Origin of the sequence: Bacillus sp. AFS002410, from assembly GCF_002556365.1 — a bacterium.
Classification (GTDB): Bacteria; Bacillota; Bacilli; order Bacillales; family Bacillaceae_G; genus Gottfriedia.
The window spans coordinates 38,214-59,545 of the sequence record NZ_NUEU01000007.1; the positions used below are offsets into that span (position 1 = coordinate 38,214).

A 21,332-nucleotide genomic window follows, 5' to 3' on the forward strand; every position below is an offset into this window, starting at 1 on the left:
AGTGAAAACAGTACTATTCTTCTTTTGTTGTTAAATCAACAAAAATAATGATACTGATAACAGCTACTAGGATTAATGAAAATGTTAAAATGAACAAATTAATTCACTCCTACCATGTTTTGAAGCCCTCTGATCCTGTCGGATGATGTTGGTGCATCATATGTGATAATGGAATTGTATAAGCAATTAAGATTAATACAATCGATACCCCAATCCATAACCACCAATTTTCTAAAATACGTGGCGTATTTTCGGTATTGCTTTCAGCAACTGGGAATTCTACTAATTCTTCCTTAGATTGAGCAGTCGGTAAAGCGAATATTGATTGAGCGACAATAAAAATTAATAACAAAGCAGATAAAAATAAGATTGATCCACCAACTGCAACTGTAAAATGGTTTGTGAATACGCCAGTAAACCATTTGGCTGCAGCCGGATGTCCCATATAATCAGTATATGAAGTACGTCTTGGCGCACCGTAGAGGCCAAGTATGTGCATCGTAGTTGACATTAAAAACATTCCAATTGCCCATGTGAAAATTTGGATAAACGCTAATCTTTGAATTTCTTTTGTAAGTTTTTTCCCTGTTAAATAAGGAATTAACCAAAAAGTTAATCCGAAAAATGTCATAGCGACAGGTGTACCAACTGTAATATGGAAATGACCTACAATCCAAAGTGTATTATGAACGATCTCGTCTAGTTGATAACTTGCATTTATTATCCCACCTGCACCACCAGGAGCAAAAAATAACATTGCTATGAAAAGTGATGTAAAACGAACATCTTTCCAAGGTAATTTAAAGAACCAACCGAATAGCCCTCTTGCACCTTTTTTCCTTCCTGAAATTTCAAATACCGCAAACATAGAGAAAGCAGTCATTAACGAAGGGATAATTACCATAAATGTTAACACCGTTTGGAGGAATTTCCAGAAACTTGAAATCCCAGGTTCTTGAAGTTGATGGTGAAACCCAACTGGAATTGAGAATAACAGGAACAAGATAAATGCTAATCGTGCAAGTGAATCACTAAATACTTCTCCGCCAACAATCTTTGGCATAATTGCATACCAACCAATATAAGCAGGGAGCAGCCAAAAATAAACAAGCGGATGACCAAAAAACCAAAAAAGCGAACGACTTAATTCTACATTAATTGTATCAACCCAACCAAAAGCCCACGGTATAAATTGAAATAGTACAGTCGCAGCAACACCAAGGCTTGCGATTACCCATAAAGCAATCGTTGCAACTGTCATAAATGCAATTAGAGGACTTATCATTCCTTTATTTTTTTTCTTCCAAGCAACATATTGTCCAACTAGCGCAAATCCAGTTATCCAAGTGCCAACGACAAAAAGTGCTAAAGCAACATAAAACCAAGCACTAGCCTGAAGTGGGGCATAAAAAGTATATAGTACTGATGCTTGACCAGAAAGAATCATGATGACTGCAAGGATCGTACCAATTGTCATGACAATAAAACCAACCCAACTAAAAGACTTTACTTTTGGGCCGAAGTCACCTAGCGTTTTACTCATTCCTGTAATCAAGAAACCAAATATAAAATATGTAGTAAAGACAATAGCAAGCAAAATACCATGTGCAGTTAAAACTTGATAGTAATCAAGCCACTTTGGTAGTTCTAGTGCTTTGTTTCGAACAAATACCTGCAATAAACCAGCAAAAGTACCTAGTAAAAACGCAATATATGCCACTATAATGTGAGTTAATGCAAGTTTACGATCTGATTTTCCAATCATTTCATTCATTATTTCACCGCCTCAATTGTTGTTTGCATAAACGAATGACCTGTTCCGCAATACTCATTACATAGAATTAAATAATTTCCAGGCTTTTTAAATGAATATTCTTTCGTATTAATTTGGCCAGGAACAGCCATCATATTTACATTTGTATGAACGATTGAAAAACTATGATTTACATCTGTGCTCGTTAAAATGAATCGAATCTTCTTTCCAACTGGTACTTTTAGTTTACTTGGTTCATAAGCAAATGTTTTTGCTAGTATAACAACATCATACGTACCATCATCCTTTGCATAAACACCTGGATGATTGAAAGGTGCAGTATTTTCAACAGTTTGCGGATTAACTGTGTCCATACCTCCCGCTGGTTGAAGATGGGAACGAAAAGCAGTTATACCGATAATTAATAGAAAAACAATTAAAGAAATTCCTCCAAATGTTAACCAAATTTTTTCGTATTTATGTAGATGCATGTAAATTCTCCTATTTTAACGACTTAAATAAAATGCATAGAAGCTAAACCATAAAATAACAATGAAAACTCCTAGTACGAGAACACTAATAAAAGTTCCATTTAAATTATGATCATGCTCACTCCCAGTTTTCTTTGAACTCAATTTAATCCCTCCATATGCTAAATTCAAAAATATAAATTCTAAAAGATAGTATTATTTTTTCCAAGTATTTCTATTCAAGGAAATGTTATGTAAGTTACTATTCTTTAAAGAAAAAATTCAAACTAAAAGTAGATTACTGAAAAAATGAAGTGATTTAATGAAATTTTAATAAAAAAGGGGGAAATAGAATGGGAAATATAGAAGAGTTAAATTGAGACTATTCAACGTCACTATGCTCTCAACCATGATGATCATTAAGAACGATTATTATTAGAGGAATGAAATTTCAATAGTGTAATTTGGGGCCAGTAGTTTGTTTAACGAAATTACCAATCTATTAAAAATGTTGTTAAAAGGTGAGATTTGAGTGAGCTCGTAGACGTTTAAAGCCTCATTAAAGATGAAAATAGTGATGAATTTTACCTAGTTAAATATCTTTTTATACATAAACATTTAAATGAAAATTAACAGTTGATGAAGCGGAGTCTATGAAACGAAAGTTATGATACTCTATTGAACTAATTAGAAGGTTCTTTAATGAATCTATACTTATTAATACATGGTAAGGAGTGGGTGATTTGTCTAAAACTGTGCATTGTGATCGATGCTCTCAGGAAATAAGGATAAGAGGAGATCTTGTAACTGCAACAATGTTTTTTCAAGTAGTTCCATATCACGAAGATTGTTATGCGAAAGATTTAAAGGGAGCAAAGACACTTATTTTAAATAATCAACCAATTAATGGATTCTCTGGGAACTTTCTTACTTTTATAGCGATCGTTGTCTTCATCTTATCATTTTTTATAAATGATGAAACGATGATTTATTTGTCAATTTTATCGGCAATTCCGATAATTTATCGACTTTATTCATTTATTATTTATGAGCGACATTTAGAAAAATAGGGAACAAATTTATAAAAGTAATTATTAATAATTTTATTCTGGCTCCAATATTTTGAAAGGATTGGGTGAATAGAATTGTAGTTATTTTTACAAAACAGAAATAAAAAAAACTCTGATTGACAGAGTTTTTTTCGTTTTATTGACCGAAATTGCCAGCAAATTGCATGACAACTGCTTTAACTTCTTCTAATTTATCAGGTTTTAATAGAGTAATCATTTTTGGAACAAATTGTTGAACTTCTTCTAAAGAAAAAGTACCTTCATCTTGTTTCTTGAAGTTTTCTAAAAGAATCTCTTTTGCTTCATTTTCTTTGCCTTCTTGTACTCTTTGTAAAATAAAATTTAAGAACATTTCTTGAGCTTGCTTGTCCATCCCTTTGTTGCCTCCTAAAAAATAAAATTATACAACCATTTGGTGTTATTTATTATTATAACACCCTATGGTTGTATGTCAATTTTATTTTTCTCTAATGATTGATTCAGTATGTATTAGTTTGACGATATTTTTGTAAATCCGATTTATTATGTGAGTAGGAAGAAATTAAATTAAGTGAGAGTAATATAGTTGTATTTTATCAATTAAAATATATGAATTATGTAAATTTAATTAACGTTTTGTTGGATATTTAGTGAAGTCATTAATTTTAAGATTAATGCAAACCTCTACTAAAAGTGGCCAAACTGCGTTTATAATGTTTAAGTAGCAAGGTTTCTAAAAAGGGGAGGCAATCAAGATTTGAAGAAAAAAATAGCTGTATCTTTTAGTGGAAAAGATTCAACATTGGCTTTACATGATTTAATGCATTCAAATGAATTCGAAGTCGTATTGTTAATAGCATCTGTAACGGAAGGATTTAACCGTACTAGTATTCATGGGGTTAGGGTCGAATTACTAGAGTCTCAAGCAAAATCGATCGGACTTCCATTAAGGAAAATTTGGATTCCAGAAAATTGTTCGAATGAGTTATATCAAGAAATTATGACAAAGGTTAATTTAGAATTAAAAGAGCAAGGGATTGAATATGTTGCATTTGGAGATCTTTTTCTTGAAGATGTCCGAAAGTACCGAGAGGAAATGTTAAAACCACTAGGAATAACTCCAATTTTTCCTCTTTGGGGTGAAAGTACATCAAATGTGATTAGACGTTTTCTATCATTAGGGTATAAAACGATTATTACTTGTGTAGATTTAACTAGATTATCTGAGGAATCTTCAGGCAAAGTGATCGATAAACAGTTTATAGACGAACTTCCAAAAGAAGTTGACCCTTGTGGTGAAAACGGAGAATATCACTCATTTGTGTTTGATGGACCGATTTTTAATACACCAATACATTTTGAGATTGGTGAAAAGAAACGATCTGCAGATATTTATACGGGTGAAATTAGATTTTGTTTTACCGATATTGTTCCTAACTGAATCGAAATCAACAAGTAAGAACATAAATCTAGTTCTTAATATTTGGACCCCATGTTGGAGTTGTTCCTTCATACATAGTAATATTTTGTTTCGCTAATCCAACTTGTTCAGCATATTGATTTAACATCTCAAATACTGTTAACCGATGAAATGAGCCATTATTAAATTGTGGTTCATTTCTTTTTTTTGGATCCACTTTCCAAAGTGATACGGAGACTTTTGCGGTATGGTCATTAAATTCATTGATTGGAACACTAAAGTTGATGTTTTCATTATAATCATTTGCAACTGTAATAAGCGTAACTTGACCCATTTCCTTTTTTGGAAAACGAAAATCCCTTATTACGGTTACTTGTAGTTTTGCAATTCCATTCGAATCCGTCAATTCTGTTCCAATCACTTTACCTAATGAATTGATAACAATAATTCTTGCTCCTTTTATTGGTGTAACCTCATCTATCGAATCAGTGGAATTAGAAGAGGGGCTTACTTTAACTGTAAGTGTGGCCGAAACATTATTCGACATATCTGCAAATGTTAATGGTGTAAAACTAAAGAATAATAACGCACTTAAAATAGTTGTCAAATATATTTTTTTCATCATTTCGCACCTTGTGATTTTTTTAATGACTTAGTTTAAGTTTAATTATTCAATTATATACTTTTAAATAGTAATCAATCTTTCTCTAAATAAAGAAGGTAATTGGGAACGTTTCAACCACATAATTTCTAGACTAGATAAATCCTAGGTTAGAATATAAATTTTAATTTTACTTAATACTATTTAGCAAAAATAATCTTTTACGTACTAAATACAAGAGGCAAGCTAATATGGAAATCTTTGAACTCATTTTATTAATGTTAAGTGGCGTTTTTATTTCTAATGTAGTAAGTAGATTAATACCTAGTATTTCAGTACCACTTATTCAAGTTGGTTTAGGAATTTGTTTAGCTATTCCATTATCCGGCCATTCGATCGAATTAAATCCGGAACTTTTCCTTCTTCTCTTTATGGCACCTCTTTTATTTAATGATGGGGCAAATGTTAATAAAAAAGCTTTATGGGCAGTTAGAAAGCCAATTTTATTACTTTCTGTCGGATTAGTATTTTTAACTGTAGCTATTTTAGGCTATTTCATTCATTGGATGATTCCGATTATTCCTTTTCCAGCATGTTTTGCCCTCGCAGCGGCCTTAGCGCCAACAGATGCAATCGCAGTTAGTGCCATGGCAAATAAAATTAAAATTTCACATAAAATTTTGAATATCTTAGAAGGTGAATCACTCATAAATGATGCTTCAGGATTGGTATCTTTTCAATTCGCTGTAGCCGCATTGATTACCAGTTCCTTTTCAATCTTTCAAGCGAGTACAAGCTTTTTATTTCTTTCTCTTGGTGGTGTTGTTTTAGGGGCATTTTTAAGTTTTCTTAAAATCTTGCTGATGCGTTGGTTTAGACAACTTGGGATCGAAAATACAATTTCATTTATTTTAATGGAACTTTTATTACCATTTTTAATTTTTGTAGTCGCAGAACATTTTGGCGTAAGTGGAATACTGGCAGTTGTTAGTGGGGGAATTGTTCATTCGTTTAGCTATAAACATATGAATCCAGAAATTGTCCAATTAAATCTATTATCAAAAAACACTTGGTCAGTATTAACATTTAGTTTGAATGGATTAGTATTTATTCTATTAGGTACTCAAATACCAATTATTTTACAAACAGTTCGCCAAAAAAATTATATAAGTAGTGACACCCTCTTAATTTACATACTAAGTATCACACTAGTACTACTGGCTTTACGTTTTATTTGGGTTTATTTCTTTAATAATTTTGAATCAGATTCAGCGAATAGCTTTAAAAGCAAACTTAAAACAACCTCTTTATATACAATTTCAGGTGTCCGAGGAACAATTACGCTAGTCAGTGCACTATCGTTACCGATCGAATTAAGTGTTGGAAAGTATTTTTTAGAAAGAGATCTATTAATTATTATCTCAGCCGGCGTAATCCTAACTACATTACTTCTTGCAAACTTTACTTTATCATTATTTGCACCTAAAAAAGAAAGAATAACTGGTCAAAAGGATTACACCAAGGAAATTGAGATATTAAGAGAGGTCATAGAAAAAATAAAGAGTTATCAAACTGAGGAAAATGATGTAGAGATTGCTGAAATCATTCATATTTATAATAATCGTATCCTTTCGTTAACAAGTTCAACTGATCTAAATAGTCATGTAAAGCTATTAAACCGTTACATATTAGAGATGCAAATAGAAGATACAAAAAATTTACTTAAAAATAGACAGATTTCTCTCCAAATAGCATTTCCAACTTTAAAGCGGTCGAATAAAAGGCTTTATTTTCTAACAAAGGATAAACGATATAAAGCTGATACATTTTACATGGAATTATTAAATAACAATCTGCACGTAGGTAATTTTATTCCACGATCATTTGAAGAAAATCGAAGACAATTAATCAAACTAAAAAACAGTAATAATCAGTTTGTTTTAGAAAAATTGAAGGAATTAAAATCATCAACAGTTCCACAAGAAATCACTGATGTTTTTATTAAAAAATACACTCAACAAATAGAAAAGACTAGTGAACGACTTAGCATTACGAATGAATACTTTCAGGAATGGCTTGATTTTGCTTCTCAAATTGAACGAGAGGTGATTCAACATAATTACGAAAAAGGCGAAATTAATCGAAATGAATTAAAAGAGTTTAGACAACATTTATTAATGCTTGAAAATGTAATCCAATTTATAGAGTGATTAGACAAGGTTTTGATTTTTTCAATTTGAAAAATGGAGTATGACCATAATTGGATCATACTCTATTTTACGTAATTAGAAAAAAGGATCAAATTACATTTAATTTTTGTGAAGTGAGATTCTAATAATACATTGAAATTTTAGGGGGATTTATTTTCTTGTTTTATATAGTTGGGATGTTTATAATGAAATTATTAAACAGGAGATGAGCAGACGATATGACGAATTTTTCAAAGGTGCCGCGTCGTAAATTAGCAGACGAGGTATTGGAACAATTACAAAGAAAAATTTTTTCTGGTGAATATAAAGTTGGTGACAAATTACCTTCAGAACCACAGTTAATGGAAGAATTAGGTGTTGGTCGTTCAACACTAAGAGAAGTAATTAAAATTTTAGCTCACGCAGGTATTTTAGAAGTTAGACAAGGTCATGGCACACATATCATTTCTAATAGTCCTGTTCAAAATTCGTTGGAAAAAAACTTGAAAGATGCAAATAAAGCACATCTTCTTGAAGCTAGAGCGATGATCGATAAAGAAGTGACATCATTAGCCGTTAAGCGCCGTAATGATGATGACCTTTTACAAATGAAAACGTATTTGGATAAACGAAAAAATGCACTGAAAGAAGGGCAGTATGCTGAATACTTAGAAGCAGATATTTCCTTTCATTTGTCAATTGCAAAAGCAAGTAAAAACCCAATACTGATTGATTTATATCAGTCATTTATTCCAGTTCTACGTCAAGATTTAAGTAAATTAATCATGAATACTTCCAATTATCAAGACAATTCGGATATACATGAGAAGTTGTACTTAGCAATTTTAAATCAAAATGAAGAAGATGCAATAAAATATGCGATGAAAAATATGGAGCCACTATAAGCTCCTATTGTTATGATTTAAACATCTGATGATATGACGAATTATTAATATAAAGGAATGATCAAAATGAAATTAAAACCTATTTTTTATGTTTTAGCACTATTTTTAGTATCAATTAATTTACGGATTGGAATTACTTCAATTTCCCCAGTTTTAGAAATCATTCGACATGACTTAAATATGAGCAACTTTGTAGTTAGTTTTTTAACTTCTATTCCAGTTTTATGTATGGGTATATTTGCTTTATTTACAGGACAATTAAGTAATAAATGGGGAAGCGAAAAAACAATTGCTGCTTGTATTATATTAATCGGAGTCGCAACAGGTTTAAGAGCGGTAGCTACGAGTTCTGCAACTTTATTATTTACCGCATTGTTGGTTGGTATTGGAATTGCAATTATTGGTCCTTTACTTTCTGGATTTATAAAAAAAATGTTTCCTAATAAGTTGGGAATGATGATTGGAATCTATTCAGTAGGGATGGGACTTGGTGCTTCTTTAAGCTCGGGACTCACGATCCCGCTACAAAAAACGTTTGGAGGGTCATGGAATAAGGCACTTGCAATATGGGGTGTATTAGCTATTATAGCTTTTATTGCTTGGTACCCTATGATTAAAAAAAGTGTAAGAAATATAGAAAATAAAAAGAGTGGATTACCTTATAAAAATAAGAAAGCATGGATGTTTACATTAATTTTTGGTTTACAATCAGGTTTATTTTATTGTATCAGTACATGGCTTGCACCATTAGCAGGAAAATTTGGAATCTCTGGTACAAATGCAGGAACAGTGATTACTTTATTTACATTGGTTCAGATGGTGTGTAGCTTTATCATACCGACTCTAGCTGATCGATTTAAAAATCAAAAACTTTATTTAATAGGAAGTACAATTTTCGTCATGGCTGGCCTGCTATTTATTATTTTTGAAATTAACTTGTGGGTTGCTGTTATTTTTATTGGGATCGCTTTAGGCGGTTTATTCCCATTAGCGTTAGTTTTACCTTTAAATGCGACTAATACCGCTGAAGAAGCTAGAGCATGGACTGCTTTAATGCAATCAGTTGGATATATTATAAGTGGCTTTATTCCGATTATAGCTGGTCTTATACTCGATGCTACAGGAAGTATTATGAATATTTTTATTTTATTAGTAGTATTAAGCTTTATTTTATTATGTCTAATATTAGGGATTCCTCTAAAAGAGACACAAAAAGTAAGCAGTAAAGCTAGCTAGTAACACAATAGGAATTCTTATAATAAAGATCAGGGGACCGTTCTAAAAGTCAGCTTAACTGACGCATAGTCGGCCCCTATTTATATATGAAAATATTATTGTTTATGGTCTAGAAGTAAAACAGGAACATAATATAGGGGCGTTTTTCATTTAAAGTATTTTCTGTTCCCGAGTATTAATATCTGTCTATTCTTCGCTATTTTTTGTAGATATCGGAAGACCTATTAAGTATTTCTTAGTTAAACTTCAATATTCCCCCTAATAATTAATCGACGAGTTTCTTTTTGTTTCTACAATTTATTGAATTTCTTCCTAATGTTCTATTGATTAATTAAACGAAAAACGACATGATTTTTTAATATTATGTATGTCTCATGTGAAAAAAAACGATTATTAAATGATAAAATTTCCCCAATTTACTGGATTGTAATAGAGGATTATAATCTAAATAGTTTGATATTTCTGAAAAAATAGTACTCAAATTCTTATTTATCGGGCTAATTTAGTTAAGTGTTTTTCCAGATAAGAGAACCGTGTATTAAATGTAAAGTTTATATACAAAAATGGAACTTTACATTATTACAAATTAAGGAATTAATTACATTGGTTAGAAATGGGGAGGACAAAAAGAAGATGGACAAGAACATCCAAAAAAATAAGCTGAAAAAAGCAACTACTTTAGTGCTTGGAGCGGGATTGGTAACAAGTAGCTTATCAGCTTTCAATTTACCAACACATTCAACAGCACATGCTTCAACAAAAGCAACAGTAGTTCAGATTTTATCTAAACTTACAATTGCGCAAAGACAAGCATTAGAAAAGCTATCCTCAATTGAAAAGTCAGGACTTTTTTTGGACAAAAAAGTTAATTTGAAAAGTGCTGAAACCGTTTCAGTAATTGTTCAATTTAAAAATAAGCCAGAGCATACGGCAGTGCTAGAGGCTGCATTGGATGGGAAAAATTTAACTAGTAAACAAGCAAAACAAAATGTAAATGATGACCATACGACGTTTAATAATGAGTTGAATTCTGTTTTTACTAAGGAATCTGATGGTTCATTTAAAGTGATTCGAGAATACAAAAATGCGTTTAACGGGGTTGCTTTAGAGGTACCGTCTAATAAAATTGAAAAGCTAATGAAGTCAAATGCTGTACAAGCGATATTCAGCAATACGACGATTAAGGCGGACCCTCCGAGTGAATTAGAAGCTATGCCATCATCAACTTCAGATGGTCAAGGAATGGCTGCGGAACTATCTTATCTTAATATTAATAAGTTACATAGTGAAGGGTATACCGGAAAAGGGGTAAAGGTAGCAGTAATTGATACTGGAGTTGACTATAATCACCCAGACATCAAAGCTGCTTTTAAAGGTGGATACGATTTCGTTGATAATGATAATGATCCAATGGAAACGACGTATCAAGACTATTTAAACTTTAAAAAAGCCAATCCTAGGACTACATTAAAAGCATCAGATTATGAAACTGAACATGGAACTCATGTATCAGGAACAATTGTAGGTCAAGGTAAAAATAATAGTCCATATTCTACGAACGGCATAGCCCCAGATGCGAATTTATATGTATACAGGGTATTAGGTCCTGGGGGATCTGGTTCTGATGAATCTGTAATGGCGGGTATTGACCAAGCTGTTGCTGACGGAATGAATGTAATGAACTTATCATTGGGTGCAGATTATAATGACCCTCTTTATCCGACAAGCATCGCGATTAATAATGCAGTTTTAAGTGGAGTCACAGCAGTAGTGGCAGCAGGAAATTCAGGAGACGGAATGTATACATTAGGTTCTCCTGGTAGCGCTTCATTAGCATTGACGGTCGGAGCAAGCGATGTGCCACAAGATATTCCAACAATGAAGGGGCATTTAGACACTTTGAATGTTGATATGAGGGGACTTGCAAAAGGTTGGACAGAAGATTTCTCTCTACTTCCGGGAAAAGAATTGACGATTGTGAAAGTTCCTAATTATGGAGCTGCAAATGACTATAAGAATATTAATCTACCGGCAAAAAGTTGGATTGCACTTGTTCAACGCGGTAACAATCAAACGATTAACGACAAGATTCTTCAGGCGAAGCTAAAAGGTGCAGCAGCAATACTCATTTTTGATAATGATCCGAAAGAAGGATATATGCCTTTTTATCTTGGTGAAGGCGTAGACTTTATTCCGTCTTTCAATTTAACGAATGCAGATGGTCTTGCATTACAGCAAAAAATTGCAGCTGGTAATACTAAATTCTCTTTTTCTGACTTGAGTAGTTTTACAATGCCAGGTGATACATTAGCGTCATTTAGTTCACGCGGTCCTTCACGAGTAACGTATGACATTAAACCTGAAATTACAGCTCCTGGTGTGAATGTATTATCAACAATTCCAGGATTTGTGCATAGCCCAGACAATCCATCTGACTACAGCACAGCGTATGAACGAATGAGTGGAACCTCAATGGCGACACCAAATGTAACTGGGATTTCAGCATTACTTTTACAAGCAAATCGAGATTTACAACCAGAGGATATAAAATCAATTTTAATGAATACAGCGGATCCTTTAAGTAATTCATACAGTGTATTTGAACAAGGTGCTGGAAGAGTAGATCCTTATAAGGCGATTCACTCTACTATTGAAATTAAAGTGAAAGAATCAACACCAATGATTAAAAATGGAAAAGAAAAGCAGATTAATATCGAAACAGGGGCGTTAAGTTTTGGTAACGCAATTTATACAGGATTAGACCTATCAAATACTCGTTCAGTAACATTAATGAATAGAGGAGAAAAGTCCAAAACATTTAATGTACAAGTTAATTACCAGACAAATTTACGTGGTTCAAAAGATGCTAAAGCTAACGGAGTAACAGTACAAACTCCTTCTTCAGTAACTGTAAAAGGAATTAATCAAAAGAAAATCGATATTTCATTAAATATTCCAAAAACAGCTGAAAAAGGGATATATGAAGGCTATGTTGTGTTTACAAATAATGAAAACCCTTCAGAAACTTACCGCGTACCATTTGGCGTGCATTATGTAGAGCAAGGTTTTCAAAGTTACTTTTATGACGTGAATACAACAACGACAGTTGCTAATCATTTAACTAGTTTAATATTTAATCCAGCAGTACCGGGACATTTCACTTTAAAGTCACATATGAGTTATCTATATGAAATGATCATGGATTCAAATGGCAATGAACTTGGGATCACAAATTATGGAGATGGAATTGGGATCGATGAAGGAGTTCAGTACGATCCAACTTTTGACGGGACATATTATCCTTTTACAGGAGATGAAAACAATCCAATTGATTTCCATCCAGTAAAGGCACAAGAAGGTAATTACAAATTGGAAATGATCGGGTTTGATGACAAAGGAGTGCCATTTATTTCTCCTAGCTTCGATATGAATATAGACAACACAATACCAGATGCATTCGATATTCACTTACAAGGTGAACAAGAAGATAATCCATTTGTGGAGTATGAACCTGGTACGAAGAGCATCCCGTTTACGGCATTGCTTCACGATAAGGCTACTTCTGGGCAAGCGATCGACCAGTCAAAAAATTATTTGTTTTATTTCTATAACTCATACTCACCACTAGGAAGGGTTTCTCTTGATGGTGAAGGGAAAGCTCAAAGTGCAATCAATACTGATCCAAGTGGTAATTTAGTAGACTTAGAGTTTGAAGGAGTCGACCAAGCGAGTAATACATTTGGACGTAAATACTACTATTTGGTTCCAAACAATTATACTTACGTATACGCTAAGCCGAATGTTAAGCTTCGTCAAAGCACTGTATACACTCATATTGGCGATACAGTAACTTTCACTTTGACAGCAAATCATGTTAATAAGCTGAAACAGGCTGCTTACCGTTTTAATACAAATAATGCAAACACGATCGTGAAGAACATTAGTTTAAATCCAGCAGCGGCACAATTAGGTGGCACACTTTCAGTTACATCTACTCCAACTGCAACTCAAGTTACAAACAATGTAAAAGTGAACTTTAACGATCAAACAGGAGTAAATGGTAATATTCCAATGGTCGATGTGACAATTCAAATCCCGAACTTAACTGATTATGCCGATTCATCAAGTTTTACAAATGCAGTTTCATCTACTTTTACAAATGTAGACGGAACTGTTACAAGACCATTTAGTTGGACTCCACCAGTCGGTATCCTACCGAATTTCTCGCAAACTAATGGTTTAGTCTACCCAGAAGCATTTGCTGCAGATACTAAAGGAAATCTTATTTCCTTAGACTATACAAAAATAGGTGCAAAAGTTACAGTAGTTGACAGCAAAGGGAACAAATATGATGGGGTTATGAACAAATACGGAGCATTTGCTGTAAGAGGATTACCAGTCACGCATGATCGCTTTACCGTTATCCAAGATATTCCTGGACATTTTACAACGTATAATCATGTCGACAATCTTTATAGGACTTTAGATGGCGTAGACTATGGAGAATATAAGACTTTAAGCTATCCAAATGATATCGATGAAGCAGTCGCCGGTGATGTTAATAAAGACAAGATAATTGACGTTTTAGATGCTTTAGTAATCCAAACGTACTTTGGAACAAAATTAGCTGATCAAGGATACAATAGAGATGCAGATATTAATGCAGACGGTGTAGTAGATTCAAAAGATTTTGCTTATGTTGAGAAAAATTATATGATGCAAAATCCGACCATTAAAAACGCACCGAAGCCTTTGAAGAAATTTAAAGGTAACACGATTGAAGATATTAAGAAAGAATTAGGACTATAAGAACGAAAGCCGACAGCGATTTTTTATTACGCTGTCGGTATTTCTATTTCTACTTGAAATAGTAGTCTAGAAAACGAACAAGGAAATAATAAAGAAATGTCGAATTTTATTAGGAAATATAATAATAGATATAAAGTAAGTAAGGACACACACATTCTATCTATACTTCTGATGAAATAGTAAGTCTATGAGCAGACTATTGAATCGATGATCTAGTACATTTCTTGGAGGAAACAATAATTGAACATTCTATTTTTATGCACAGACAATTTTACCCGTAGTGTAATCGCTGAATACTGTATGACAGAATACTTAAAAAAAACGAATAATTGTTTAGTTAATGTAGCGTCTGCAGGAATTAGAGCAGACAGTGATATAAGTAAATATTCTTCATATCATTTTAAACTTTTGAATCAAATGGGCATTGATACTTCCACATTCAAACGAACACAATTTGATGAAAATTGTTTGAAAAAATTTGATATGGTTATTGGAATGAGTGAATTACATAAAGATTATGTGAAGGAACAATTTAACTTCGATATTCTATTATTTAACGAAGTATACAATGGTGAGCCGACACCCGTAAATATTGGAGAACCTAATAATGAAAACTTTTTAGAGGAAATGAATCAATTAGTTAACTATATTAATAATGCTGTTCCAACCTTATTAAATAACTTAAGTTTATCTAAACTGTAGATTTTAGGTTAAATGAAAGTTTTAATAAGAATATAATTAAAAATTAAATAATATATTTTAACTATTTATACTCTTGAAAAAAGATTTAAATTTTATACTAAAAAAGTATCTATTAAAAAGGAATTTCACTTTGAAATTTCTTTTTTATTATATCCATTATAAAAAACGACAGTTTACTAGAATGCGAGATGATATAATATGGTTAAGCATGGGCATTAACATTCGGAGACATTTAAAAGTAAAATCTTTTTTGATATAGAAAAATAAAAGTGAGGAACATAAATGATAGAATTTAACGGAAAATACAATAATGGAAAAACCCTACTTGATTATGTGGATACAAATGTTATTACACAATTAAAAACGATATTAGATACGGAATGTTTTTCAAATTCAAACATCGTTGTTATGCCAGATTGCCATATATCTAGTGGCGGTGTAATGGTTGGTTTTACAATGACGTTGAATGATTATATTATTCCTTCAATCGTAGGAGTTGATATCGGGTGTGGTGTGAGTGCATATTATCTAGGTCGAATGAAAACAGTAAAGTCTGAAAAACTTGATAAGTTTATCCGAAAAAATATCCCAATTGGATCAAATATCCACGATGAACCAGTAATTGAACCTAAAGAGTTTGCTGAGGCAATTGAGAGACTTGGTTTAAATTATAATTACATAATGAGCAGTATTGCAACCCTTGGTGGTGGAAATCATTTTATCGAAATTGATAAAGATGAAAATAATCATTTTTGGCTCGTAATCCATACGGGTTCAAGACATTTTGGATTTGAAATTGCAAAACATCATATGAATATCGCAAAAGAAAATATGAAACAATTATTCGGAGAAAGCTATAAAGGTTTTGAATACTTATCTAAAAAAGAAGACAAAGATGCTTATTTAAAAGATCTTTCGATTGCGCAACACTTTGCTTCATTAAATCGTGAACAAATTGCGAAAATTATTATAGAAAAGTATTTTAAATTAGATTTTGACGGAATTAGGAAAATCGAATCAATACATAATTATATCGATCTTAAAAACAATATCTTAAGAAAAGGCGCAATTTCAGCTACTGAAGGCGAAGAAGTGATCATTCCTTTTAATATGGCATTTGGTTGTGCAGTTGGAAAAGGTAAAAGTTCAGGTGACTATAATTTTTCAGCACCACATGGGGCAGGGCGTATTATGAGCAGAACAGATGCAGCATATAAAGTAGACTTAGATATTTACCAAAAAGCGATGAAAGGTGTCTTTACAACATCGATCAACAAACATACAATTGATGAATCTCCAATGGTGTATAAAAAAACCAAAATTAATACTTGAAAATATTACTGAACAGATTGATATCGAATTTTTTATGAAGCCGATTTACAATTTAAAAGCAGACAAATAACCTCACAATTATGTGAGTTTATTTGTCTTTTTTTTCTGTTAATCTTTAAAACTTATTAAATGTTTATTTTGACTTAATACTGGATTTGGATATTGTTCATTTCTACTTTTGGTGTTGAGTATAATTTATATTAAGGCAATAGATCGATTTTGCCTTTAAATTTATTTGGTTATAGAAAATCTAAGTTATTTATATCTTGAATAATATTAAATAAATCATAACTCCTTAACAAATGGAGGAATATGTATGAATATGTTCAAGAATATAGTTCCACCAAAACCAGGCATTTCTCAACAGGGTGGTTGGATTATGAGTCAATCTTGGGAAAATGTATTATTCATGCATTGGCCAATTTCTGCTAAGTTATTACAAACTCATATTCCAAAAGAATTAACAATTGACACGTATGATGGAACGGCTTGGCTTGGCATTGTACTTTTTTCTACAAATGGGGTGTATCTACGTGGAATGCCCTCAATTTCTTTACTTCCTATATGCCCCGAAATAAATGTTAGAACGTACGTGAAATATAATGGGAAACCGGGTGTTTATTTTTTGTCGCTTGATGTTTCAAACTGGGTTTTATATACGATTGCAAAACATTGGTTTCACTTGTCTTATTTCCCTGCAAATATATCTTCTCAAAAAATAAAAAATATATTTCATTTTGAAAGTAAACGAATTAAATCTAAGAAAGAAATTATTCAATTTGATTGCAAATTTGAGCCGAATTCAAATGACTATCTCGCTAAAGAAGATACTTTAGAGCATTGGCTTACAGAAAAATATTGTTTCTTTAGTAATGATCAAAAAGGAAATATTTATCGCTGTGACATTGATCATACTCAATGGACCCTACAAAATGTAGATCTAACTATTTCTATTAATACAATGTGTACACCTCTTAATTTTCGTCTACCTAACACAAGCCCAATTACTCATTTTTCTCCTGGAGTAGAAACGATTTTATGGAATATCAAAAAAATATAAGATTCTCATGACAAAAAGAAAGATTGTTACAGTTAATATCGATAATTTAATCTGACAGACATTCGATAGAGGGTATTTTACAATTTTCATAAGAATATTGTTCTCTTAATTTCTTTATCGCCATGGAGTTATTGGCACTTTTTTAGGTATTTAAGGGCTAGTTTACAATAGAAGTTTGATAGTTTTGAAATTAATCGAGATTTTGTCGATTTTTTTTATTGTGATTAATTTGAAGTAGGTCAATATGATTATTAGTAAAGGCATAAATTAAATGAAGTGGAATTTATAGGATAGTGCTTATTATTAGGAGGTGCGAAGTTGAAGATTGCTTTTTTTAGAAATCTAAACAAAGTAGAAACTTATGCTACAAATAAAAAACAAGTAAAATTGAATCTGCCGAATAAAGAAGATGCTAGTGTTTTATTTGGGCTAAGAAGAAAGTTTGAATTTGATACTCAGTGTTCGCGACCACCTCAAATTAGCGGCACCGTTGTAGCTTCAGTTACTTGTAACAGAGAGAAGGATATATCAATCTATTTTTATCCAATTTCTCAAAACATTTATCCTGAAAAAGCTAAATCACAATTTCATAATGATGTATTACCGGAACTAAAAAAATGGATTGAGAAGCAGTCATCAAAACCAGATACTGCGGTTTTAGGTGTTGAGGAATATATAATTGAATGGAATGGGAAAAACCATTTATTCCACCAAATTAAATTTTTATAAAATAAATCTAATTTTAAAGACGATAGGAGGGAGTTCTCTTATCGTTTTTATTTTTGGTTGCTTTTCGTCAAAAACTTAAAAAACTTAATTATTTTAAGTTTTTTAAGTTTTTATGTAGATATCTTTAAATTAATCTTATATACTATTTATAGACTTCTCATTTACATAGGGAATTGATAAAGGAGTTTCGGTAATGTATCAAGAACAAAGGCTAACTTTAATACTGAAGTATTTGGATTCAAATAAAGAGATTTTGTTAGAAGAAATATGTGAAATGCTGAGTGTTTCAAAAGATACAGCGAGAAGAGATCTCGTTAAGCTTGAAGAGCGTGGAGAGATTATGAGGATAAAAGGGGGAGCAACTCTTCCAACTAGTAATCGAGAATTAATTGATTATAAAGAAAGAGATCTAACTGAAGGAAAAGAAAAAATTGCAAAGAGGGCCTCATCGCTAATTCGCGAAAATAGTGATTTACTGATGGATACTTCATCAACCTGTGCACTAATGTCAAAATTTATGTTTGATAAGCAAGTGAATGTGATTACGAACTCAATTGATATAGTTGATTTATTAGGTGAATTTGATGAAATTAATACGTTCATGCTTCCAGGTAAATTTAATCGTAAAAATAGGAATTTAGTAGGCCCGAGGACATTGGAAACATTAAATGACTATAGAGTTGATCAACTTTTCCTTGGTGCATGCGGCATTAATGCTGAAGGATTAACATCCCCTGATGAAGAAGAAGCGTTTTTAAAGAAAAAAATGATAAGCTGTGCAAGACAAGTAGTTCTACTCGCGGATCATTCAAAGTTTGAAAAAATCTTTTTGCATAAAGTTTGTAATATAAAGGATATTGATGTAATTATTACCGACAAAGATCCCGATGAAGAATTTAAAAGAAACATAATTGAAAATAATATACATTTAATCGTAGTAGAGGAAGAAATGGAGCTGTTTTTAGATGAAAAAAATTAAGGTTGGTCTAGTTGGATATGGATTTTCAGGTGCTACATTTCATGCACCATTTATTAAAGCATTAGAGGAATTTGAATTGTCAAAAGTTGTTAGCTCAAAAAAAGAGGAAGTTCAAAAAGATTTAGGAGCAGTCGAAGTAGTAAGTGCTTTAGAGGATGTACTTGCAGATGAATTGATTGATTTAGTTGTCATAACCACTCCAAGTGGAATGCATTTTGAAATGGCTAAACAAAGTTTATTAGCTGGAAAGCACGTGATTTTAGAAAAGCCAATGGTAATACAGACATGGGAAGCAGAAGAACTAAACAAAATTGCTGAAGAAAAGAATTTACTTTTAAGCGTGTATCATAATAGAAGATGGGATAATGACTTTTTAACCGTTAAAAAGTTAATAAATGATGGTGTATTAGGAGAAATCAATACATACCAAGTTCATTTTGATCGATTTAGACCAGAAGTTAGAAATCGTTGGAGAGAACAACAAGGTCCTGGATCTGGTATGCTATATGATTTAGGTTCGCATTTAATTGATCAAGCTTTAAACCTTTTTGGACTGCCTCAATTCATTTCAGCAGATGTTTTTGCACAAAGAGCAAATGCCGAAACAGATGATTACTTCCATATCATATTAGGTTATGACAAGCTACGTGTAATTTTACATTCCGGTTCGATCATCCCTAGTAACGGACCACGTTTTCAAGTTCATGGTAATAAAGGTAGCTTTATAAAGTACGGAATCGATGGACAAGAAGCTGCACTAAAAGAAGGTGAAAATCCTACTGAACAAGGATGGGGAGATGATGTACCACAATTTTACGGTAAACTCTTCACTGTAGAAGGGGAAAAGGAAATGGAAGAAACGATTGTCACATTACCAGGCTCTTATACAACTTATTATAAGAAAATCGCTGAAAGCATTTTGGAAGGTAAAAAAGCCCCAGTTACAGGTGAAGAAGGCTTAAATGTTATTAAAATTATTGAAGCAGCACTTAAAAGTAGTGAAGAAAAGAAAGTTATTTATCTATAATAGGGGGAAGTATGGACAAAAATATCCAAACAAAGCTTGAAGAAGTAAGAAAACAGGAAGAAAATCTAATCTTTAAAAATTTTTCTAATAAAGATGCATTAGAAATTGGATTGTCAATTATTGAATCAGCTAAAAGTCTTGAAAAACCAATTGCTATAAATATAGTGAAAAACGGTCAAACGGTATTCCATTATGCAATGGATTATACTGCTCCAGACCAAGATATATGGATTAAACGAAAATCAAATGTTGTTTTACGTCATCATTGTAGCTCTTATTATATGAGGCTTTACAATGAAATGAAAAATCGCTCATATTATGATTTTTATTCAGCTAGTCCATTTGAATTTGCAACGCATGGTGGAGCATTTCCAATTAAAATTGAAGGTTCAGGAGTAATTGGTGTGATTACTGTCTCGGGCTTAGCTCAGGAAGATGATCATAATCTGATCGTTGAGGCATTAACTAATTTCCTTAATAAATCGATTGTATAATAGAATATAAATCCCTTACAAAGGAGTCGAAATTTCGGCTCCTTTATAATTGCTTAGTAAAAATTTGCTTTAATTTAATAACAAATCGTGTCGAATTTTATAATGGGATTCTAAAGTTATTGATAGAATAAGCTTAAAATAACCCGATTGACGCTTACTATTAAAGTAATAGATAATTTTATTAAAATTTTAATCAAGTAAAAATTTATTACTTAAAGGTAGGTTGTTATGAAAAAATTAGACATGATACTTTTAATTATTATTTGCATTTTTTCAGTGATCATATACACCTCAATGAATGGGAAAATTAGCAATGTATTAATTTGTCTAATACTTTTTATTTTTGGCTGAAGTGTTGGAATGATAAATAGATTAATATCTAAGGATCGAAAGAAATAACATAAGCTTTTTTTATGAATTGTATTCGAGCGGACATATTTATTGACCGGAATGCAAATTTTCCATGAAGAGTTCAATTCTATATAAATAGCATTCATAAAAAAAGTGCTTTGTAGGGATCGTAATCCAAAAAAAAGCGAGAGAATAATTGTTAAAACTTACCATTTTCATTTTCCTT

General features: G+C 31.9%; 18 protein-coding genes. 13 read left to right on the forward strand and 5 right to left on the reverse strand.

All coding sequences use genetic code 11. The annotated features are described in order from the left end of the window. Positions 1 to 109: 109 nt before the first annotated feature. From CN692_RS05935 to CN692_RS26455, 3 genes are read right to left on the reverse strand one after another with little or no spacing between them, the layout of a single operon-like run. Complete coding sequence (locus tag CN692_RS05935; RefSeq protein WP_098118498.1) at positions 110 to 1,765, reverse strand: b(o/a)3-type cytochrome-c oxidase subunit 1; 1,656 nt, start codon at positions 1,763 to 1,765, stop codon at positions 110 to 112. An 8-nt stretch (positions 1,766 to 1,773) separates the two neighbouring features. Next, on the reverse strand, positions 1,774 to 2,244 hold the full coding sequence (locus tag CN692_RS05940; protein ID WP_098118234.1) for a cytochrome c oxidase subunit II: 471 nt from the start codon (positions 2,242 to 2,244) through the stop codon (positions 1,774 to 1,776). 15 nt (positions 2,245 to 2,259) lie between these two features. Then, positions 2,260 to 2,388, reverse strand: a complete 129-nt coding sequence (locus tag CN692_RS26455; RefSeq protein ID WP_257131808.1) for a cytochrome c oxidase subunit 2A — start codon at positions 2,386 to 2,388, stop codon at positions 2,260 to 2,262. Positions 2,389 to 2,966: 578 nt separating this feature from the next. Here CN692_RS26455 and CN692_RS05945 point away from each other — a divergent pair. Continuing rightward, on the forward strand, positions 2,967 to 3,293 hold the full coding sequence (locus CN692_RS05945; protein WP_098118235.1) for a hypothetical protein: 327 nt from the start codon (positions 2,967 to 2,969) through the stop codon (positions 3,291 to 3,293). Positions 3,294 to 3,429: 136 nt separating this feature from the next. On the opposite strand, the gene CN692_RS05950 is transcribed toward CN692_RS05945, so the two are convergent. Next, positions 3,430 to 3,666: a hypothetical protein gene (locus tag CN692_RS05950; RefSeq protein ID WP_098118236.1), complete on the reverse strand. Its 237-nt coding sequence runs from the start codon at positions 3,664 to 3,666 to the stop codon at positions 3,430 to 3,432. Positions 3,667 to 4,029: 363 nt separating this feature from the next. Here CN692_RS05950 and CN692_RS05955 point away from each other — a divergent pair, with 363 nt between their 5' ends. Next, on the forward strand, positions 4,030 to 4,713 hold the full coding sequence (locus CN692_RS05955; RefSeq protein ID WP_098118237.1) for a diphthine--ammonia ligase: 684 nt from the start codon (positions 4,030 to 4,032) through the stop codon (positions 4,711 to 4,713). A gap of 28 nt (positions 4,714 to 4,741) precedes the next feature. On the opposite strand, the gene CN692_RS05960 is transcribed toward CN692_RS05955, so the two are convergent. Further along, positions 4,742 to 5,314, reverse strand: coding sequence for a hypothetical protein (locus tag CN692_RS05960; RefSeq protein WP_098118238.1), 573 nt, complete (start codon positions 5,312 to 5,314; stop codon positions 4,742 to 4,744). A gap of 230 nt (positions 5,315 to 5,544) precedes the next feature. On the opposite strand from CN692_RS05960, the gene CN692_RS05965 reads away from it, so the two are divergent. From CN692_RS05965 to CN692_RS06015, 11 genes are all read left to right on the forward strand, one after another. After that, the gene (locus CN692_RS05965; RefSeq protein ID WP_098118239.1) at positions 5,545 to 7,503 is read left to right on the forward strand and encodes a cation:proton antiporter; all 1,959 of its coding nucleotides are present in this window, start codon (positions 5,545 to 5,547) and stop codon (positions 7,501 to 7,503) included. Between the two features lie 218 nt (positions 7,504 to 7,721). Beyond that, positions 7,722 to 8,387 carry a FadR/GntR family transcriptional regulator gene (locus CN692_RS05970; protein WP_098118240.1) on the forward strand — a complete coding sequence of 222 codons (666 nt, stop codon included), beginning with the start codon at positions 7,722 to 7,724 and terminating at the stop codon, positions 8,385 to 8,387. 57 nt (positions 8,388 to 8,444) lie between these two features. Further along, positions 8,445 to 9,623, forward strand: a complete 1,179-nt coding sequence (locus CN692_RS05975) for an MFS transporter (protein WP_098118241.1) — start codon at positions 8,445 to 8,447, stop codon at positions 9,621 to 9,623. 633 nt (positions 9,624 to 10,256) lie between these two features. After that, complete coding sequence (locus CN692_RS05980; RefSeq protein ID WP_098118242.1) at positions 10,257 to 14,432, forward strand: S8 family serine peptidase; 4,176 nt, start codon at positions 10,257 to 10,259, stop codon at positions 14,430 to 14,432. A gap of 240 nt (positions 14,433 to 14,672) precedes the next feature. Beyond that, complete coding sequence (locus CN692_RS05985) at positions 14,673 to 15,134, forward strand: arsenate reductase/protein-tyrosine-phosphatase family protein (RefSeq protein WP_098118243.1); 462 nt, start codon at positions 14,673 to 14,675, stop codon at positions 15,132 to 15,134. A gap of 282 nt (positions 15,135 to 15,416) precedes the next feature. Then, a complete protein-coding gene (locus CN692_RS05990) occupies positions 15,417 to 16,466 on the forward strand; it encodes an RtcB family protein (RefSeq protein WP_098118244.1) in 1,050 nt (349 codons plus the stop codon). Between the two features lie 316 nt (positions 16,467 to 16,782). After that, complete coding sequence (locus CN692_RS05995) at positions 16,783 to 17,526, forward strand: YqjF family protein (RefSeq protein WP_098118245.1); 744 nt, start codon at positions 16,783 to 16,785, stop codon at positions 17,524 to 17,526. Positions 17,527 to 17,844: 318 nt separating this feature from the next. Then, positions 17,845 to 18,255: a hypothetical protein gene (locus tag CN692_RS06000; protein WP_098118246.1), complete on the forward strand. Its 411-nt coding sequence runs from the start codon at positions 17,845 to 17,847 to the stop codon at positions 18,253 to 18,255. Positions 18,256 to 18,448: 193 nt separating this feature from the next. After that, complete coding sequence (locus CN692_RS06005; protein WP_098118247.1) at positions 18,449 to 19,234, forward strand: DeoR/GlpR family DNA-binding transcription regulator; 786 nt, start codon at positions 18,449 to 18,451, stop codon at positions 19,232 to 19,234. After that, positions 19,221 to 20,261: an oxidoreductase gene (locus CN692_RS06010; RefSeq protein ID WP_098118248.1), complete on the forward strand. Its 1,041-nt coding sequence runs from the start codon at positions 19,221 to 19,223 to the stop codon at positions 20,259 to 20,261. The genes CN692_RS06005 and CN692_RS06010 overlap by 14 nt, the downstream gene beginning before the upstream one ends. A gap of 11 nt (positions 20,262 to 20,272) precedes the next feature. After that, complete coding sequence (locus tag CN692_RS06015; RefSeq protein WP_098118249.1) at positions 20,273 to 20,755, forward strand: heme-degrading domain-containing protein; 483 nt, start codon at positions 20,273 to 20,275, stop codon at positions 20,753 to 20,755. Positions 20,756 to 21,332: the final 577 nt, after the last annotated feature.

Excerpts from the sequence above, each read along its gene's own strand:
- CN692_RS06005 (WP_098118247.1), top strand. The coding sequence starts at position 18,449 with ATGTATCAAGAACAAAGGCTAACTTTAATACTGAAGTATTTGGATTCA.
- CN692_RS05975 (WP_098118241.1), top strand. The coding sequence starts at position 8,445 with ATGATCAAAATGAAATTAAAACCTATTTTTTATGTTTTAGCACTATTT.
- CN692_RS06015 (WP_098118249.1), top strand. The coding sequence starts at position 20,273 with ATGGACAAAAATATCCAAACAAAGCTTGAAGAAGTAAGAAAACAGGAA.
- CN692_RS05990 (WP_098118244.1), top strand. The coding sequence starts at position 15,417 with ATGATAGAATTTAACGGAAAATACAATAATGGAAAAACCCTACTTGAT.
- CN692_RS05950 (WP_098118236.1), bottom strand. The coding sequence starts at position 3,666 with ATGGACAAGCAAGCTCAAGAAATGTTCTTAAATTTTATTTTACAAAGA.
- CN692_RS05935 (WP_098118498.1), bottom strand. The coding sequence starts at position 1,765 with ATGATTGGAAAATCAGATCGTAAACTTGCATTAACTCACATTATAGTG.
- CN692_RS05995 (WP_098118245.1), top strand. The coding sequence starts at position 16,783 with ATGAATATGTTCAAGAATATAGTTCCACCAAAACCAGGCATTTCTCAA.
- CN692_RS05940 (WP_098118234.1), bottom strand. The coding sequence starts at position 2,244 with ATGCATCTACATAAATACGAAAAAATTTGGTTAACATTTGGAGGAATT.
- CN692_RS05965 (WP_098118239.1), top strand. The coding sequence starts at position 5,545 with ATGGAAATCTTTGAACTCATTTTATTAATGTTAAGTGGCGTTTTTATT.
- CN692_RS05960 (WP_098118238.1), bottom strand. The coding sequence starts at position 5,314 with ATGAAAAAAATATATTTGACAACTATTTTAAGTGCGTTATTATTCTTT.
- CN692_RS05970 (WP_098118240.1), top strand. The coding sequence starts at position 7,722 with ATGACGAATTTTTCAAAGGTGCCGCGTCGTAAATTAGCAGACGAGGTA.
- CN692_RS06010 (WP_098118248.1), top strand. The coding sequence starts at position 19,221 with ATGAAAAAAATTAAGGTTGGTCTAGTTGGATATGGATTTTCAGGTGCT.
- CN692_RS05980 (WP_098118242.1), top strand. The coding sequence starts at position 10,257 with ATGGACAAGAACATCCAAAAAAATAAGCTGAAAAAAGCAACTACTTTA.